This window comes from Paenibacillus sp. OV219, assembly GCF_900110075.1.
Classification (GTDB): Bacteria; Bacillota; Bacilli; order Paenibacillales; family Paenibacillaceae; genus Paenibacillus_Z.
The window spans coordinates 247,570-265,837 of record NZ_FOCJ01000008.1; the positions used below are offsets into that span (position 1 = coordinate 247,570).

Below are 18,268 nucleotides of genomic sequence, written 5' to 3' on the forward strand. Positions count from 1 at the left end.
TTCCCTCCAATTCTATCCAGTCCTTCGCCCTGCATCATGCCCAAACCAGCACTGAGTTATGTGCAAAAATGAAAAAAAGGGCTGCCACATGGCAGCCCTAGAAGTACAGTTATTTAATAAGTCCGATACTTACTATCTCATGTCCTGCAATCTCAACCGTCGCAGAACCGCTGTCGCCGCTGCCCAGACGCGCATCAGAAGCATCCTCGAGAATAGTGCTCGGATAAAACTCGCGATGCGATGGGGAGCTGACGGTCAGCTCGGCTGGCTGGCCGGATAGGTTGTACCAGCGGGCGATCCAGTCGCCGCGGTCTTCTCCCACCTTGAGGCTGGACAGCGCAAGGCCGGATGCGCCCATTGTGTTCCAGCTCAGCAAGCTGTGCTCGGCAGGGAGGCTGCCGCTATGCACGCCAGTTTGGCTGACGGTGAGCGGTACCTGGAAGCCGTATGCTTGCTGGTACGCCGCGAAGCGATTGTATTCTCCCTCGCCCTCGCCGTTATGCGGAATGATCATCCACTCCGCTTCATTGTCACCGATGCACTGTGCATCCGGCGTCGTGAAGACGCCCCAGTCGCCAAGCTCGCCAACGGAGCGAAGTATCGTTACTGCAATCGAGCTTCTGCCATCACGCAGCACCTCATACTCATTGAGACCCTTGTTCGCAATGGTCAACCCGCGACCGGCATGATGCACATCGACAAAAGCGCTCTGATGCTGGCAGTTGCTTGGGTTCTGCCACTCTGCTTCCGGCTGCGCCTGGCGCTCTGCGACTTCGAAGATCGAGTCTGCGAAGTGGCTGGATGCCGTAACATCAGACGGGAAGAGGACGCGCAAGCGCTGATCCTTCGCCGGATTGCTAATGCGCGCATGCACGCGGACGCCTGATTCGGAACGATTCAAGCTGACGCGCGTGACAATGGTCATCGGCACAAGCTTGCTTGAACGTTGCGCTTGCCGGTCGAGGAACGGAATCATCGTTGCAATTTCCGTCTGAAGACGTTCATCGGCACTTTCCGGAACGTCGAACGTATGCGTAATTTCAAACGCTGCGCGATATGGCGTATCTTCGACCTGTACGATTGAAGCCGTAAGTCCTTGCGTCGTAATCGCCTGATCTCCATTCGGCTGCTTGAAAATATACTCGTTGCCAATATCCCCAACGTTCTCGTAATAGCCGAGGCCAGTGAAGGTTTGACCCGAGCGCTTATCAAGCAGCGTCAAGCTGCCGTCTGCTTCGATTGCGACACGCAGAGAAGCGTTCTCCAATGTGTTCGGCTGCGTAATAAGCGATGCGCCCACACCAGTCGTACCAGCCGCGCCCACTGCAGCTTCCCCAGATACCCACGCAAAGGTAGAATAGCCCATCGCAGGAAGTTTCGCCGCTTCAAACGTCACAGCTATAACGCGGGCAAAATACGGCTGCCTGAATCTGTCACTCGGCAGATCATAGTTAAAGCGAACGCCTTTATCGACAACGGTGCAGTCAATCCGTTCGCCTGTATGGCTAACGAGGTAGCCGTCCGCTGTCGACTGCTCCGCGACGAATGCAGCAGTCGCATCCGGCGTCTCGCCTGGCTTGGAGTTGAGGTAGCGGCGACCAAGCTCAAGCTCCACCGTCACGACGCCTGAACCGCTATAGCCGCTCGTGCTGTAGACAACGAATGGCGCAGCAGCCGCGCTGATCGAAGCGAAGCCCGATGTATCAATCTGCTCACTTAGATGAGCGGCGCTGTCCGCGATGACCGATGCGGCTACGCCTTTGCTCTTCTCGAAACGAGTCTTCATCTCGTGGTACACTTCATCAACGCTGCAGCCGCAGATGCTGTCATGCGGATGGTTCTGCATAAGCGTTCTCCAGGCATAGTTCAATAAACCATGCGGGTACGGACGTCCCGCTGATTGGGCGAATGCCGCGAGTGGTTCAGCGACCTTCTCCAGCATCGTCTGATTCTGCTGATTGAGCTGCTTAATATATACACGCGCAGAAGCTGTATTCACGAGCGTGAACCAGCCGTCTGTCCGCTGTCCGCGCAGCTCGCCGCGAATCGTGCTGAGCGATTCAGGCAGGGAAGCCTGTACGGCCTTCATATAGTCATCATAATTCGAATGAATGAATTCGTGGTCGGGGTACAGCTCGCGGGCTGTCCGAAGTGCCGCGGACAGATTCGCTTGCGGAGGCTGATGATCGCAGCCGTTCATGAGCAAGAGATGCGGCGTTGAAGCAAACTTCGACGCATTCGCAATGGCATTGTCCCAGAATCTACGCGCAGCTTGCGGCTCCTCTGGAATTTCCATGCCGTTATGATACCAGTTGGCGAATAGAATGCCGAGCACTCGCGAGCCATTCGGCGACTCCCAGTACATCTCGGAGTACGGAGACTCGAGGTCCATAGCTTCGGCCACACTGTTGTTGAAGCCGGTCGCTTTCACGCCACGTCCGAATACGGCTGTCGTAATGCCAGCTTGCTCGAGCAGTTGTGCCGCCTGCCCCATATTACCGAACGAGTCGGGGAAATAGCCGAGCTTCGATACCGGCCCGAATGCCCGTGCATCCCGGTGGCCGATCTGCATGTTCCGCACATTCGCTTCGCTGCTGGTCAGAAACTCATCCTGCAAAATGTACCAAGGTCCAGCGGATAAGCGGCCTTCCTGCACGAGTTGAACTAGCTTTTCCCGTTTCTCAGGATAGACCTGCAAATAGTCGTCGAGCACAATCGTCTGACCATCGAGATAGAAGCTCTTAAACTCCGGATCGTTATCCAAAATGTCGAGCAGCTGATCCATCGTCTGAATAAGCTTGGCATGATGTGCCTCGTAAGGCATATACCATTCCCGGTCCCAGTGGGTATGCGAGATGACATGAATGACCTCTTTTGGCGTTGTCATAGTGGGGGCGACCTCCTGAATTATCGAATAAAGTATATTTTAATAATAACGAAGTCCAATTTTCTTGTAAATTAAAATATATACAAAAAGCCCGTGACCTTGTGGTCACGGGGTGGAGACAGTGCGTTTATCGGTTGGTTAGCGGATGTTCACGGGAATGACGGCGGTGCACTGGTCGATTGTCTGGCGATCAGCTTCGTGCTAAGCACGAGCTTGTTGTTATTGCTGTCTTGTCCACGCTCTGGGGTTAAGACGAGCTTCGCGGCTTCTCGGCCGATGCTGTAGAAATCCTGTTCGATCGTCGTTAGCGGCACTTCCAAATGCTCGGTGAAGGAGAGATTATCGAAGCCGGTAATGGACAACTGCTCCGGTACGGCTACGCCTGCTTGCAATGCGGTTTTCAATAGCCTTGTGGCAGTATAGTCGTTCACGACAACGGCAGCCGTTGGTGCCGGATCAAGCGAGAGCAGCTTGGACAGCATGAACTCGCCTTCTTGCGCCGGCTCTGCGAGCAGCTCCATGTATTCGGTGGCGGAGCGAATCTCATCAATGTTGATGAGCCATTCCGGCATAGGCGGAATGCCAGCTTCGATAAGCGCGTTGCAGTAGCCTTTGTACCGGTCGCTGACGGACACGGCTTCTTTCCACGATTGGCACACAAAAGCGATCCGGGTATGGCCGAGCTTAAGGAGATGTGAAGCGAGATTATAGCCCGCTTCCACGTTGTTGGAGATGACGAGCGGCGCATCCAGTCCTTCGATGTTGCGGTCGATGAGGGCGAACGGGATGCCTTCAATGGTGAGGCTGCTGAATACGTCGATGTTCTTGTAGCTCGACACGGGATAAACGATAATGCCGCTCACGTGGTCCTTGGTCAGCCTCTGGATAATGCTGCGCTCGACGCTGTCATCGTATTTGGAATTATGAAAGGTGACGTACAGCCCTTGCTTCGCGCATTCTTCTTCTACCCCGCGAAAAATCTCATAGCCTACCGTTTCGCTAAAAGGCATAACGAGCGAGATCACAGGCATAGCGTGGTGAGAGGCAGGGGCAGCAGGATCCAATGCGAATATAGCCCCAGAACGGGATTCCGCTAGTGCAAAATGCGAAGGCTCCGGCCGCTCAGTGACGAATGTGCCTGCTTTCTTAATTCGCTTAATGAGGCCATTTGTCTCCAACTGACGCATGGCATTGGTTACCGTAATGGCACTGACGCTGAACTGCTCAGCAATCTCCGGTCCGGTCGGCAACTTATCTCCTGCGTGCAGCTGCCCGGTTCCGATTTGGTCTGTATAGTAATCGATAATGATTTGATAGCGAGGTTTACGTTCGCTCAAGGGTGCTCCTCCAACTTTGTGCCGATGCATTAATATATATTTTAATTAGTATAAGGCAAGGTCGGCGATATGCACAATAGCAGGCAAGGTTAGCGGAAAAAGCAAAAACGCAGTAACCTGTCGGTTATCTGCGTCTCGTTCTGCTCGTATGATTAAACATTAAGCTTCATCTACAATAATGGTGCCCTTCATATCGCGATGTCCGGAGCCGCACATAACGGAGCAATGGAATTCGAAGGTGCCAGCGTTCGCTGCATCGAATTCGGCGCTGCCATTGCCTTGGATGTCTACGCTGTAGTCAGGAATTGTGAAGCCGTGGCCGCCATCATCGCTTGCAAGCGTAATCTTCACATGCTCACCTTTCTTGACGTGAATTTCCTTCTGATCGTACTCGAAATCTTTGGCCCCGAGCTTAATCTCGTGTGTTGCGCCCGATGATGCGCTGTCTGCTTCTTTTGTATTGTTGGTTGAGTTGTTCGTGGTGGTGGTATTAGATGTTGTATTGCTTTTGCCTGAGTTCGTGTTGTCCGAATTACTTCCGCAAGCGCTGGCAATGGCTGCTGTAACGATGAGCGCTAAGATTAGCATCCCTGTTTTTGCTTTCACGATTATATCACTCCCCCAAATGTTGGCTACATTTTCCATTCTAGCAGAGCTACATTAAAATAGTATGAAAGGAACGATTCTATCTGTGGAGAATTTATTTAGAGGAGATAGAGGAGGGGGCTGGCGATGCCAATAGGCCGCACGACGAGGTTGCTCACAGACACGGGCAGGAATAATCCTTTTGCCAGTGATGGCGGGTCCAGACGGATCATGGTCAGTATCTATTACCCTTCAGCGAAAGTGGATGAAGCGTTGCCGCTGCCTGTTTATCCGCAATTGTTCGAGCCGGGTCAAGCGGCCGCGCTCGCTTTCTTGCGCAGCAATGGCGTAGATCCGGCGTATATCGCTTCCTTACAAACGGACATTTATAACGATGCTTTATTGGCAGAGCCTAATCTTACTGCTGCTTCTTACCCGGTCGTTATTCTATCACCGGCCTTCGGCATTGAGCGGGATATGTACTCGTTCGCTGTGCGGAAGCTGGTGCGGAGCGGCTTCGTTGTGCTGACCGTCGGCGCCACCTATGAATCGGTGTTTACGGTATTCCCGGACGGCGAGAAGATTGCGCAGCTTCCTTCCTTAACGAATCTGCAATTGACGGATTGGCAAAGCTGGAACTCGCTGCTAGAGGTGCGCGTACAGGATCTTACTTTTGTACTCAATCAGCTAGAGGTGATGAACGAGCAAGACGCACTTCTGCGAAACCGACTGAATCTACAACAGGTAGGTATAGTAGGGCATTCACTCGGCGGTGCTGCTGTATATCATTTGCTGGGCAGAAGCCCTTCTGTGAAAGCAGGGGTTTTGCTCGATCCAAGCCTTCATATGCTCGGTTCCGTCAGCAAACTGCTTCAAATACCAGTTCTGCTCATGCGCCAAAATGCGTCCACATATGAAATGCTGCTCAGCAGCGGTTGGTCGGAATCGCTTGCCAGCGAGACAATAGCGGGCCAGCGGCAGCTTGCCGATGTGTTGATAGGCTATCAATGCTTCGTGCGCGTCCACGGCGCGAATCATCTCTCGTTCAGCGACGTGCCTCTATTTATGGCGGACGCGAGCATCGCACAGAAGCATAAGCTTATTGGCACGGCAATCGCGGACTTCATGATGGAGCATGTCTGCGGCGCGGCAGGGCAGCACACGAACCGGGTTCAATCGTATGCAGGTTTAAGTGTTATTCGCAGTGACGGGCATTCGGCAAGCTAAAGCTCACGGGGGGACTGTTAACCGGCCGCAAGCCGTTGCTCTGTTCCTCGCGAGAAAGAGAGGATAATAGAGACCTAATAGAAACGCCTGTTGACGACGAACTGCTGATCCATACGGATCGGCAGTTTTTTTGTTGAGTGATTCTCTCTGAAGTGAAATGATGCAACCTTACTTGCTTCCTTGGCGTCTTAGGTGAGTATAAAAGCTGTCTAATAAATGGTAGAACAGGAGCGTACTCACATGATGAAGGTTATCATTCCAGCAACACTCGCGATGAGCCTGCTTACATTTTTCGTAGGAGCGGCTAACGCTAGTGCTGCAGAAGCAGCGAGCCAATCCACGATTAGAGATTTTGGTATCGATTCGCTCATTAAGATGGACGGCACCTACTGGATATGGGGACAGAACCATTCGGTTCCCACCCAAATTCATGAACTTTCGGACGTTGCGGCTTCTTATGCTGATCGGGTCATTATGAAGAAGGACTTGTCTGTCTGGCACTGGGAACCGACTTCATCTGCGACCGCATATAAGCTGGAGCCTATCCCAACTTTGACGGATATCGCTTCGATTACAGATGCGTGGGAGAAGACTTTTATCATCGAGAAGGATGGGGATGTATTCGTTACACCACGATTGAATGGGACTACGCTTGACTGGGGCAGCATGAAGCAAGTTGACGGGCTCGATCATGTGAAGAATATGAGCCTCTTTATCGAATCCCCAAGCTATAATCAGCAGCAGCTCTTTCTGAAGACCGACGGAACGGTATGGAAGAGTGAGGATAAGCTCGGCGAGGTTTATCAGGTTAGTAATCTTGATCACGTCGTAGATGTAAGCAACAAGTTCGCGCTTAAGCAGGACGGGACCGTTTGGGCGGTAGATACGAGCTCCGCGACCAGGCTGTCGGAACTGTCTGATATTCAAATGATCAGAAGCAATGGAAATTCAACGGTGGCGATAGACAAGCAGTCGCATCTCTGGTTCTGGGGAGTGACGTTCACAGGAGTGTCTGATGGAACGGTTCTGCACGATCAAACGCCGATACAGATTACGAGCTTAAGCGGGGTGGCCGATGCTTTTGTCGTGGAACGTACACTGCTTGCTTTGACCAAGGATGGCAGTATGTATAGCACGTCAATTAATTTGGAGACGATGTCTGTTGCCCCTCGCTTCGAGCTTCTGGCTACACGTATTAGCAGCGTTAAAGCCGGACCCCGCCATCTCATTATGCAGAAGAGCGACGGTACGCTGTGGGGATGGGGCGTCAACAAAGAGGCCATGCTCGGCAAAGGCGATTACGAGTTTCAGTACACGACGCCTGTGGCTGTCCAGAAACCGATAACAGTCGAGCTGAACGGAGACAATATTGCGCTTAGCAACGGAGTTATCATTCAAGATGGGCAAGCATTCGTTCCGCTTCGTTCGATTTTCGAGAAAATGGGAGCAGCAGTAAAATGGGATTTATATAGCAAAAAAGCGACCATTCAGAGTGCGGATACTGCAACCCAAATCGAAGTCAACTTCATGTCAAGCAATCACACATTGAATGGAAAAACGATTAAGATGAGCGTCGAGCCGTTTATTGTTAATGGCACGGTCTATTTGCCGCTACGTTTCATTAGTGAATCGCTTGGCGCGAAAGTGGACTGGGTGCAGCAGGAGAGCCGCATTACGATCACAATGAAATGATTGTAGTTTTATTCGTTTGTGCAAATACGCAGCTATCCCCTTCCTCTATGAGCGAATGATCATATCCTATATGGAAAGAGTAGGGAGGTGGTCAAGCTGGCTAACCAATTTCTGGACATGCGGCTGTCGGTGCACTCGAATACGAGCGGCGGCGATACGGAGCTGACGAATACGCCGCTGTTGATCGGAGACATCGGTGTGCAAACCGCAGGTGCAGCTTCTATGAACGTGAGCAATGTTCGCGTATTGTTGACGGGAACGGTATCCGTTATCAAGTTTTATGATCCCGATATCATCATCGTAACAGAAGAAGCTATCCTCACCTCGTTCATAACGATAAGCATTGAACGGGGCGGTACGGGGACTGCCGGTACGGGGACGGTTATTTGGGAAGAGGTTGTGGACGTAAGCTTGCTTCAATTGACGATTGCGCCGCTAAGCGTTAATGCCGGGGATTTTCCGCCTGCCGCTGCGGTTATGGCTGGACAGATTCGTTACACGATGTTCATCCGTGTGGACAATCCGTTTTACTCGTATCGGTTCGAGCTGAGTGGTCCTGCTGTACTGAATGGCATCGCCGCAGCCGGAACGACATAGAAAGATGAGATGACTCCTGTATGGACGGGAGTCATCTTTTTTCTGGTGAATGAATTAATCCGAGAAGGCGCTGGCATTAAAGCTCTCGGGGCCGATACGTGTGCAACCTTCAGACGAAAATAAAAAGAGCGAGTAGACAAGCTCATGCGAAGCGGGAAAAGGAACATTGTAGTCGGATGCGGTCAGATGGAGAATCTTCACGCCGGACTCGGCTCGACTGAACTCGTAACGGGTGTAGCCGATAATCGGGTCAGTTGGCAGTGTTCCTCGGATCGCGCCAAGGGCAACAACCTTTTCCTCGGGCAGCTTCTCAGGAATATCAATGGCGGCTATGCCGGACAGCTGGACGCGGATAATGCCGGATGCGCCGGTGACGATCAGACCGACAACACCGATCATTGTAGGCGTATCGGCTAGCAGCTCGATGTTGATTGAGTTGCCGTTAGAAGCATTTTGCGAGGTGCGGGCATCTAGTAATTTACTCAGTGGACATCCCTCCTTTGTGCTAGTGTATGCCACCCTTGTCCACATCGCTCACGGCAGCAGCTAGTAATTGAGAAAATATGGATTCTGGTTACATTTATGTATCCCATTAACAAAACATACATATACGGAAAACATCCTCTTAATAGAAGCGCATTAAGATAAACACGTAACTATTACGAGGAGGTAGAATGAATGAAACGGTTAGGCAAAGGTATGAAAAGCGCGATTACGGTGACAGCATTAGCTGCAGTTGCAATTACGAGCAGTGTCGCTGCGCAACCTTCAACACCTGTGAACGCAGCATCCTCGCAAACGAAGAACGTAATTCTGTTTGTCGGCGACGGTATGGGAACAGCACAGCGTGACGCGATTCGCCTTGCAACAGTCGGTGAGAAGGGCAAGCTGGCTATGGATACAATGCCTTATGTCGGTCTATTACACACGAGCTCTACAATTCCGGTAACGGATTCTGCTGCGGCTGCGACTGCTTTTGCAAGCGGCGTGAAGACGTATAACGGTGCAATCGGTATGGATGAGAACAAGAAGTCTGTGAAGACGATTATGGAATATGCGAAGGATGCGGGCAAATCAACTGGTGTCGTGACGACGAGCCAAGTAACAGATGCGACTGGCGCAGCTTTTGGCGCGCATGTTGAGAACCGTGCGTTGCAAAGCGATATCGCGCTGCAATACCTGACGAAGAGCAAGATCGACGTTATTCTCGGCGGCGGTGAAGACTTCTGGTACCCTGCAGGCGAACCGGGCAAGTTCAAGGACGAGCCGGCTGAAGATCCATCCGAGAAGAGCAAAGGTACGCAAGGCAATCTCGTGAACAAAGCGAAGCAGCTCGGCTACAGCTTCGTATCGAACAAGACGGATCTGGCAAAAGCTAAAGGCGGCAAGCTGCTCGGCCTGTTCTCGAATGAAGAAATGTTCCAGCAGCGTCCAGAGGGCGAAGGCGACATCTACAATCCAGTCGTTTCGCTGCCTGCCATGACGAAGAAAGCAATTGATACACTGTCGGCGAATAAGAAGGGCTTCTTCCTGATGGTCGAGGAAGAGGGAACAGATGAGTTCGCGCACAGCAACAATGCGAAGATGACGATCAAAGCAGGCCAGCAGCTGGACAGCGCGGTTCAAGTAGCGAAGGATTACGCGAAGAAGAACCCGGACACGCTCGTGCTTGTGCTCGCTGACCATGAAACAGGCGGCTTCTCCATCGAAGAGGTAAGCGCGGATGACGAGAGTGGCGATGGCATCTCGAAGGAAGACGGTCCATTCGCAATCGCGAACTCGAAGCTGAACTTCGTTGTCGACTGGACAACGTCCGGCCACACAGCGGTTGACGTGCCAGTTACTGCAACAGGCAAGAACGCGGAGTTGTTCTCGGGCGTGTATGAGAACACGGAGATTTTCACGAAGCTGATGCAATCGCTTGGGTTTAAGAAATAAGTTTTGTGCGAGGTGACTGGATTCAGCCGAGCCCAGTCCGCGCTCCCGATATGGTGCCCCCATCCCGCCTAGTTGGCGCTGGTGGGGGTTTTTGTGTTGTTGACGGAGGTATCTACATTGAGAGCGACTTAGCTGGTCTGGTGGACTACATTAGTGGAAATTCGGCGTAATGGGGGAAATTAGCTGGTCTGGTGGACCACATTGGCGGAAATCCGTCGCAAAGGGATAAAGTAGCTGGTCTGGTGGACTACATTAGCGGAAATCCGTCGCAAAGGGATAAAGTAGCTGGTCTAGTGGACCACATGGGCGGAAATCCGTCGCAATAGGAGAAAGTAGCTGGTCTGGTGGACTACATTAGTGGAAATCCGTCGCAATGGGAGAAAGTAGCTGGTCTGGTGGACTACATTAGTGGAAATCCGTCGCAATGGGAGAAAGTAGCTGGTCTGGTGGACCACATTAGCGGAAATCCGTCGCAATGGAGGAAAGTAGCTGGTCTGGTGGACCACATTGGCGGAAATCCGTCGCAAAGGGATAAAGTAGCTGGTCTGGTGGACTACATTAGCGGAAATCCGTCGCAAAGGGATAAAGTAGCTGGTCTGGTGGACTACATTAGCGGAAATCCGTCGTAATGGGGGAAAGTAGCTGGTCTGGTGGACTACAATAGCGGAAATCTAACGTAATGGGAGAAAGTAGCTGGTCTGGTGGACTACATTAGCGGAAATCCGTCGCAATGGGAGAAAGTAGCTGGTCTGGTGGACTACATGGGCAGAAACCGGCTCGGTTGGTCGGTGGGCTCTTGCCATAAACACGAAAAAGCGAACCACGGACAAGCGCCCATGGTTCGCTTTTTACTATTCACGCTTACTTCGATCTAAGGAACGCGTTTAATTGCTTTTGCTTCTCTTTGAGCACTTTATCGAGTCCGTTCGCGACTTCTTTCTTCTGGAATTCTTTCGCTTTCGAAGGGGCGATTGCGCCTGTTTCGAGTCCGGCAATATATTTGCTGCGGACGGTAACGAGAGCGGCTACTTGCGATTTCACCGGCTGAGCGTTGAAGGTAAAGCCAAGTGCCGGCGACAGCTTCGCGCCTTTGTTGAACGCTTTAAACTGAGCCCATTTGTCCGGAGATTCCGTATTCCAAACATAGTTCAAGAACTGGTTACCAAACATCCATGTCGCGCCTGGATTGTAGTTCGCTGCGTTCGGACCAGGTTTAATGATTTCGTTAGATACTTTCTTGTAATGCGTGCCTTCGATACCGAAGTTAAGCAGATTGTTTAAGTATTTGTCAGAGTGGAGCAAGTTGATGAACATCATCGCACGTGCCGGATTTTTGGACGTAGAGGAAATACCGAGCATAGAGCCCGCTGTTTCGCCGGTCGATACCGTACGGCCCGTCATATTAATTTGTTTCAGCTTGCCTGCCAAGTTCGCTGCAATGCCGAGCTCGGCATCTTTACCTGGCTTCAGCGATGCGACGATCATAAAGACGTTGCCTTTCTTCAGGGCATCCTGGCCGGACAGCTGCGTCGTTGCGGCATCTCTGTTGATATACCCTTTCTTGAAAATGTCGCGGGTGAGCGACAGCTGGTCCATATACTGCTTGTCGTCAAATCTTGTAATGACTTTGGTGCTTGTGCCGTCTTTGCGAATTAGTCCTTCGATTGTCGTATCGCCAAGGTAATCCTGTTGCATGAAATAGTGGGAGTTGAAGTTGTCGCCGTCACGCAAGAAGAGCGGTGTCATGCTCGGCATTTTCTTCTTGACCGTTGCCAGAATCGGAACGAGATCCTTAACAGATCTGACAGTGTTCAGCTGCGTGGTCAGGCCGAGTCGGTCGGCGATATCTTTGCGGTAGATGACGCCGCCTTGGGCAGCCAATTCTTTGTTCGTCGGAATGCCGTAGTTATGGCCATTAACCTTAGAGCCCTTCAGGAAAGCAGAATCCAGCGTCCGGGTTATGTCTTTGCCATATTGGGCGATCAAGTTGCCAGCAGGTCCTCTAGAATCGTCAAGCGCCAGAAACACATTTTTAGCTACGTCGTTCGCATGGCCATTCCATTGCGCTGTAAAGATAACATCCATCGGCTCGCGGCTTGCTTTGAGCAGGTTCATTTTGCTGTCCCACTGGCCCCAATCGATCGGGATCAAGTCAATCGTCGCATTGATTTTGGACTTTAAATAAGTGTTCATCTTCGCTTCAACTTTAGCCTCATCCTTCGCCGGAGAGCCAGGGTAGTACAAAGTAAGCTTGTAAGGCGCAAGTGAACTGCTGGATGCTGCGCTCGCTACCGGTAACGCGGATAAAACTAAGCTAGCCCCCCCTACAATGAGAGAGATGCTTCTTCCCAGCTTTCTTTTTCCTACGAACATGTGGTAGTGCCTCCCTTATAAGTTTAAATGCGATGTATACTCAACCGGATGCAACCGGACCGAGCCGTTCGTGAATACCAACTAATATTCGCTCGTTACCCCTTTATCGCTCCGACAGTCAAGCCTTTGATGAAGAAGCGCTGGAAGAAAGGGTAAGCGAACACGATAGGGCCAATACCGACAACCGCCATTGCCATAGTTACCGTTTCTGTAGGCAGCTGGTAATCAGGGTTTTGAGCCAAAAGCGCCGAGTAAGCCGTCGAGTTGGCGCTCAGGAAGGTGATATCGAGCAGTGCCTGATACATGCGGAATTGGATCGTATAGAGCGTATCTTCATTAATGAAGAGTAAGCTCAGAAACCAGTCGTTCCAGTAGGTCAGCGTACAGAACAGGCCGACGGTCGCAAGGACTGGTAGTGAGAGTGGCAGAACGATTTGGGCGAATATGCGCCACTCGCCGGCCCCGTCGATTTTTGCAGATTCCAAGAGCGCAGGCGGTACGGAATGAGTGAAGAAGGTACGAATAAGTAAGACGAAGAAGGGCTGAACGAACATAGGAATCATAAGAACCCATAAGTTATCCCGCAGATGCAAGCCCTGTGTATACAGCAGATAGAAAGGAACAAGTCCGCTGTTGAACAGGAGGGTGAAGAACATGATGAAGGAGAACACTTTGCGATGCGGAAAGTCTTGTCTGGATATCGGATAGGCATATAGCGACATCGTAATAAGCGCAATCATTGTTCCGACTAAAGTGATTAGGATGGAGACGCCGTACGATCTGACGATGCTCGCCCAGTCACTGAGAAGGAAGTCGTATGCCGAGGTACTAAACTTCTCGGGCCACAGCTTATAGCCGTCTACCAGCACGCTATTCTCATCCGAGAAAGATACCGCGATTACGAGAAGGAGAGGCAGTACGCAAAGAATCGTGTAGAACCAGAAGAAACCGTTAATTAGAAAGTTTGGTAAGCTTGCGATTTCATTTAAGTTTTTTTTTCGTTTGGCTGCAGCTGCAGCTGTATTCATTACGAGCCCCCCTTAGAACAATGCATCGTCTCTGCTGATCCGACGAATGACCAAATTTGACAGCAGCACCAGAATGAACCCGACGAACGCTTGATAGAGGCCAGCCGCGGAAGCCATGCCGATATCGCCGCTTACAATAAAGCTTTGGTAGACGTAGGTATCGATGACGAGCGTTGTATCGTAGAGGATTCCCGAGTTGCGAGTGACCTGGAAGAACAATCCGAAGTCGGAATAGAAAATGCGGCCGATCTGCAGCAGAGTCAGAACGATAATAACCGGGCGAATCAATGGGAGCGTAATGCTGCGGATTTGACGCCATCTGGAGGCACCGTCTATCGTTGCCGCTTCGTAGTACTCTTGGTCGATTCCGATAATAGCTGCCAAGAAGATAACCGCGTAATACCCGATCACTTTCCAAGTATTAATGAGGGGCAGAATGATCGGCCACCACTTCGGATCCGTGTACCAGTCGATTGGCTCAATCCCGAACCAAGGAAGTACCACCTTGTTCATGATACCGATGTCCGGATTTAAGAAAGCGTATACAAGATACGAAATGACGATCATCGACAGAAAGTAAGGAAGGAACATGACCGACTGGTGCAGCTTCGCCAACCGGCGGTTTCTCATGGCATTAAAGAGGAGGGCGAACGTAACGCCGACGACCAAATTCAAGAAGATGAATACAGCGTTGTACAGGAGCGTGTTGCGGGTAATCATCCAACCGTCGGTCGTGCTGAACAAGTAGTCGAAGTTGGCTAGACCGACCCACTTGCTGTCCAGAAAGCTTTGGATGAAACTATCGGCCGTATACTCAATTTGCTTAAAGGCGATCAAGGAGCCGATCATCGGGATGTAATTGTTCAGTAGCAGCACAAGCAGTGCCGGAGCCATCATGATGTAAAATGACCCAAATCTCTTCCAATAGCCGATGTTTTGCTTGGTTCGCGACTTCGGCACAGACGTCTTCTTAGCGGTGTCCACAGCTTCTGTCGTTGGCGTCATCTCATCACCATCCTTGCTTTCTCTTGTACCTTCATTGTAAAGGAATGGGAGATTAGTCATCTATCTACTCCGGTGACTGACATAGCACTGTGGTGACATTAGGGGGAGTCTAGCATTTTGTGGCTAATGCATAATTTGATTCATTTTGCGATATTCCTGGGGGGATAAGCCTGTCATCTTCTTAAATAGCTTGGCAAAATAGGAGAAATGGACATAGCCGACTTCTTCCGCAATGTTGCTCACTTTGTCGTTCGTTTCGATCAAGTATCGTTTCGCGCGTTCGATACGTATTTCCGTAATATAGTCCGATAAGGAGTTTCCTGTCTCTTTGCGGTACAGACGCGATAGATAAGCTGGGTTGCGATATACAGAAGCAGCGATGTCGTCCCGGGTCAACTCCGTATGCAAATGCTCATGGATGTACGACTGAACCTTCGCAATGACGGCGGAAGCATCGCGCGGACGCTCCGCGATGGCTTGTCCCATTTTGTAGACCATTTTGGCGGCCCATGCCAGCAGCTGGATTGAACTTCGCGGAACTTGATACTCTTTCAACTCACTGACTGTGAATACATCGTAGATGGAAAAGCCTTTGCGATAAGCGACGCGATACAGCATGCTCATCATGCCATAGTGGAATAGCTCGAGCGCTTCGCGGCTTGCTTGCTCGGTCTGCCACTGCTTCAATGTGTCTTCGACCACCATGCCCAGCTGTTCATAACCGCCATTATCGAGCAGTGCTCCCCAATCCGCGAACGAAGGAATTTGAATGCCCGCACCGGCAGCACTCATTTCATAGCCGCATGCAGCTGCGTCCTGGACAGACTGTGGGGCGGACACATTGGACCGCTCCAATTGCTGCAGCCGCTCAAGCGAGCTGGCAAGTCCGCCTAACCCAGAGCCTTCCCCCACATAACAGGAAACTCTGCAATGGAAATAACTTTGGCAGGCCGCCACATATTCATTGCATTTCCGAAGCAAAGCAGCACGATCAGCGGGATCGTCGTCGTTCAAATACAGCAGTACCATGTTCAGTTCGTTACGGTCTTGCAGCACAGTGCCTGGCCATTCCCCTAAAATAATCTCCGCAGCCGATTTCCGCAGAGCGTACTCCATGATGCTCTCGTCGCGCGCATCGAGCTCGATATCCCATTGTTCGATGCTGAGCAGAACCGGAAGCACCTTACTGCCTTCACCTAGCGGAATATCGAAGTAATCGAATTGCCGCTTCAGCCGCTCAGGAGTCAGACGTACACGGCCAGATAGAAGTTCTTGCCAGAAACGCTCCACCAGGATGGGGAGCTGGTTCTTCCATTGTCTCCTACCGAGTTCGATGATCTCCTCGAATTGCTGCTGTTCTCTTCGCAGCTCGATCTCGACCAAAGCGCGTTTCACAACTTCCTTCAACGCATCGTGATCGACAGGCTTCAATATGTAGTCGAAGCAGCCGTTATGCAGCGCTTCCTGTGCGTAATCGAATCTCGCATGCCCCGTAAGGAAGATGGTCAGCGTGTGAGGGCGGTTATCCCGCGTCCAACGAAGCAGCTCCAGTCCGCCGAGGCCGGGCATTTCAATATCGGAGATGATAAGATCCACGGGATGCTCCTCCAACAGCAGGATAGCCCCGGCTGTATCCTCGGCCTCCATAATTTTGTGGATCGGTAAATCGCTCCAATCGATGCCTTGTGTAATGCCTTTCAGCGCGTAGATTTCATCGTCGACGACAAGCATTCTAACCATCCGAGCAGTCCCCTTCCATATCGTATGAGTAGGTGTATGAGTATGAGAAAAGAAAAACGTTATTATCCGTCTTCGAATGTGCTTGTCCCGCGAAGTGGCAGGCGCATACGGACGATTGCACCTCCGGACTCGCCGTTCTGAAAGGTAATCCCGCCATCATCGCCGTACAGCATACGGAATCGGCGGCGAATGTTCCAGATCCCTAGATGATGCTCGCCTGCTTCATTAATATCCGCGCCGCTTTGCAAATCCTCCATAAAGGCATCAGGAAATCCCGGGCCGTTGTCCACAATTGTCAGCATGAGGAATTGCTCCGGCTTCTCATCATCATGGCTTGAGGAGATGTCGATACGGAACGGCTTGCCGTCTTGAACCTTCTTGCTGAACCCGTGTATGACCGAATTTTCGACGAAGGGCTGCAGCAGCAGCGGGGACAATTGGACCGGTAAATGCTCGGGGAGCACATGAATCTCATATTCAAGCTTCGTCACGTAACGGATTTTTTGGATTTCCAAATAATGCTCGATATGCCGGATTTCATCCTCCAGCGCAACCACCGTCCGATGCCCGAGCATTAAGAAACGGAAGTAGTCAGCCAAATGCAGGCTCATCTTCTGCACCAATTTGTAGTCCTTCAGTGCGGCCAAATTATAAATAATATTGAGGCTGTTCATATAGAAATGAGGATTGATTTGGATTTGGAGATGTTTATACTCTGCCTTCTGCACGCGAATCTGCTCCTCGTACACGTCGATTTTGAGCTTCTCGATCTGTTCAGCCATTAAGTTGAACGTGCTCGACATGAAGGCAAATTCGCTGTTACCGGGGTTGACCGGCAGCCGTACATGGAATACCCCTTGGCCCAGCTTCCGCATACCGCGGATGAGCGCGACTAAAGGCTTGAACATCACCCTCTGCAAGAACAGCCAATAGAAGGATAAGACGATGGCAACGGTCAGCGGGATCCAGATATACAGCATTTTTTGAAAATACGGCAAGTTTTTGAGCGTATACGTTTCGGGGATAACGATCATATAGTGAATATCAGAAATCGCTGAGGGCTGTGTTATGACGAGAAAATGATTGTGGTTCCATGTCGTTCGTCCCTGCTTGGTCATCTCCACGATATCGTTATGCACGACCGTCTCTTGAACGACTGGCAGCGGAGAGTTCGTCAGCGGATTACCTGCTGGATCAACGACAAACGTCGCCCCATCGGGACCAACGTCAAATTTGCTGAGTTCTTCGTTTAATCGGTCAATTTGTACCAGCGCTCCCATATAGACGCCGGAGCCAAGATCGACCGTTTTAATGAGATAATTGGTGTCGTGCGGAATGGAGAAGCGCTCCCAGCGCTGCGTCTCTTCAGGCAAATTCTTCGAGGCAAGCTTCGTGGTGTAATTCAGCAGAGCATCCTGCACTTCAGCGAAGTGGAAGCTGTATTGAGTGGAGAAGAACATATCGTCATCTTTGCGGGAATAAACGAAGAAGGTGTCGACTTTATTGTAGTAGCCTGTATCGAGCAAGAAGCGCCGAGTCAGCTCCATCTTCGCCATCGTATAATCCGAATCGTCGCTTTGCAGAGACAGCAACTGTATCGTTTGAATGTCCGGGTCGCCTTGCATGCGATATAAATAACGCATCGTTTCCTGGAGAATGGCGTCGTTATTCTTCACCTGCTGCTCCATCAGGTTGTTATAGTGCAGCGAGATTTGGTCACGCACAACGTTCGTCGCATACACATTGTTGTAGATGAGAAAGAGCACCATAGGTGCAGTCATCATTAAAAAGCCGAATACGATCTTGAACCGAACGGACTGCAAAAATTGCATGGTCCCCCATCCCTCGCATCGTAGTAT

At 51.1% G+C, this 18,268-nt stretch carries 14 protein-coding genes; 5 read left to right on the top strand and 9 right to left on the bottom strand.

Annotated features, from left to right (window positions below):
• Window positions 1-109: 109 nt before the first annotated feature.
• The 3 genes from BMY11_RS20640 to BMY11_RS20650 all read right to left on the bottom strand — a co-directional run bounded on the left by BMY11_RS20640 (window position 110) and on the right by BMY11_RS20650 (window position 4,830).
• Entirely contained in the window at window positions 110-2,887 is a 2,778-nt protein-coding gene (locus BMY11_RS20640) for an alpha-mannosidase (protein ID WP_090580569.1), read from the bottom strand.
• 149 nt (window positions 2,888-3,036) lie between these two features.
• Window positions 3,037-4,224, bottom strand: a complete 1,188-nt coding sequence (locus BMY11_RS20645) for a LacI family DNA-binding transcriptional regulator (RefSeq protein WP_177182739.1) — start codon at window positions 4,222-4,224, stop codon at window positions 3,037-3,039.
• 159 nt (window positions 4,225-4,383) lie between these two features.
• Window positions 4,384-4,830, bottom strand: coding sequence for a cupredoxin domain-containing protein (locus BMY11_RS20650; RefSeq protein WP_256217668.1), 447 nt, complete (start codon window positions 4,828-4,830; stop codon window positions 4,384-4,386).
• A 126-nt stretch (window positions 4,831-4,956) separates the two neighbouring features.
• On the opposite strand from BMY11_RS20650, the gene BMY11_RS20655 reads away from it, so the two are divergent.
• The 3 genes from BMY11_RS20655 to BMY11_RS20665 all read left to right on the top strand — a co-directional run bounded on the left by BMY11_RS20655 (window position 4,957) and on the right by BMY11_RS20665 (window position 8,325).
• The gene (locus BMY11_RS20655) at window positions 4,957-6,036 is read left to right on the top strand and encodes an alpha/beta hydrolase family protein (RefSeq protein ID WP_090580575.1); all 1,080 of its coding nucleotides are present in this window, start codon (window positions 4,957-4,959) and stop codon (window positions 6,034-6,036) included.
• Between the two features lie 240 nt (window positions 6,037-6,276).
• Window positions 6,277-7,728, top strand: a complete 1,452-nt coding sequence (locus tag BMY11_RS20660; protein ID WP_177182740.1) for a stalk domain-containing protein — start codon at window positions 6,277-6,279, stop codon at window positions 7,726-7,728.
• Between the two features lie 87 nt (window positions 7,729-7,815).
• On the top strand, window positions 7,816-8,325 hold the full coding sequence (locus BMY11_RS20665) for a hypothetical protein (RefSeq protein WP_090580581.1): 510 nt from the start codon (window positions 7,816-7,818) through the stop codon (window positions 8,323-8,325).
• A gap of 54 nt (window positions 8,326-8,379) precedes the next feature.
• Here BMY11_RS20665 and BMY11_RS20670 read toward each other — a convergent pair whose 3' ends face one another.
• Window positions 8,380-8,844, bottom strand: coding sequence for a hypothetical protein (locus BMY11_RS20670; protein ID WP_090580585.1), 465 nt, complete (start codon window positions 8,842-8,844; stop codon window positions 8,380-8,382).
• 159 nt (window positions 8,845-9,003) lie between these two features.
• Between BMY11_RS20670 and BMY11_RS20675 the strand changes: the two genes are divergently transcribed.
• Window positions 9,004-10,263 (top strand): alkaline phosphatase, encoded by a 1,260-nt coding sequence (locus BMY11_RS20675; protein ID WP_090580589.1) that lies wholly within the window; start codon window positions 9,004-9,006, stop codon window positions 10,261-10,263.
• Between the two features lie 344 nt (window positions 10,264-10,607).
• Window positions 10,608-10,892, top strand: coding sequence for a hypothetical protein (locus tag BMY11_RS20680; RefSeq protein WP_090580593.1), 285 nt, complete (start codon window positions 10,608-10,610; stop codon window positions 10,890-10,892).
• A gap of 232 nt (window positions 10,893-11,124) precedes the next feature.
• On the opposite strand, the gene BMY11_RS20685 is transcribed toward BMY11_RS20680, so the two are convergent.
• The 5 genes from BMY11_RS20685 to BMY11_RS20705 form a co-directional block, all read right to left on the bottom strand.
• Entirely contained in the window at window positions 11,125-12,636 is a 1,512-nt protein-coding gene (locus tag BMY11_RS20685) for an ABC transporter substrate-binding protein (RefSeq protein WP_090580596.1), read from the bottom strand.
• Between the two features lie 95 nt (window positions 12,637-12,731).
• The gene (locus BMY11_RS20690; protein ID WP_090580599.1) at window positions 12,732-13,664 is read right to left on the bottom strand and encodes a carbohydrate ABC transporter permease; all 933 of its coding nucleotides are present in this window, start codon (window positions 13,662-13,664) and stop codon (window positions 12,732-12,734) included.
• Between the two features lie 12 nt (window positions 13,665-13,676).
• Window positions 13,677-14,729 carry an ABC transporter permease gene (locus BMY11_RS20695; RefSeq protein ID WP_256217669.1) on the bottom strand — a complete coding sequence of 351 codons (1,053 nt, stop codon included), beginning with the start codon at window positions 14,727-14,729 and terminating at the stop codon, window positions 13,677-13,679.
• A 63-nt stretch (window positions 14,730-14,792) separates the two neighbouring features.
• A complete protein-coding gene (locus tag BMY11_RS20700; RefSeq protein WP_090580601.1) occupies window positions 14,793-16,409 on the bottom strand; it encodes a response regulator transcription factor in 1,617 nt (538 codons plus the stop codon).
• 62 nt (window positions 16,410-16,471) lie between these two features.
• Entirely contained in the window at window positions 16,472-18,241 is a 1,770-nt protein-coding gene (locus BMY11_RS20705) for a cache domain-containing sensor histidine kinase (protein WP_090580604.1), read from the bottom strand.
• Window positions 18,242-18,268: the final 27 nt, after the last annotated feature.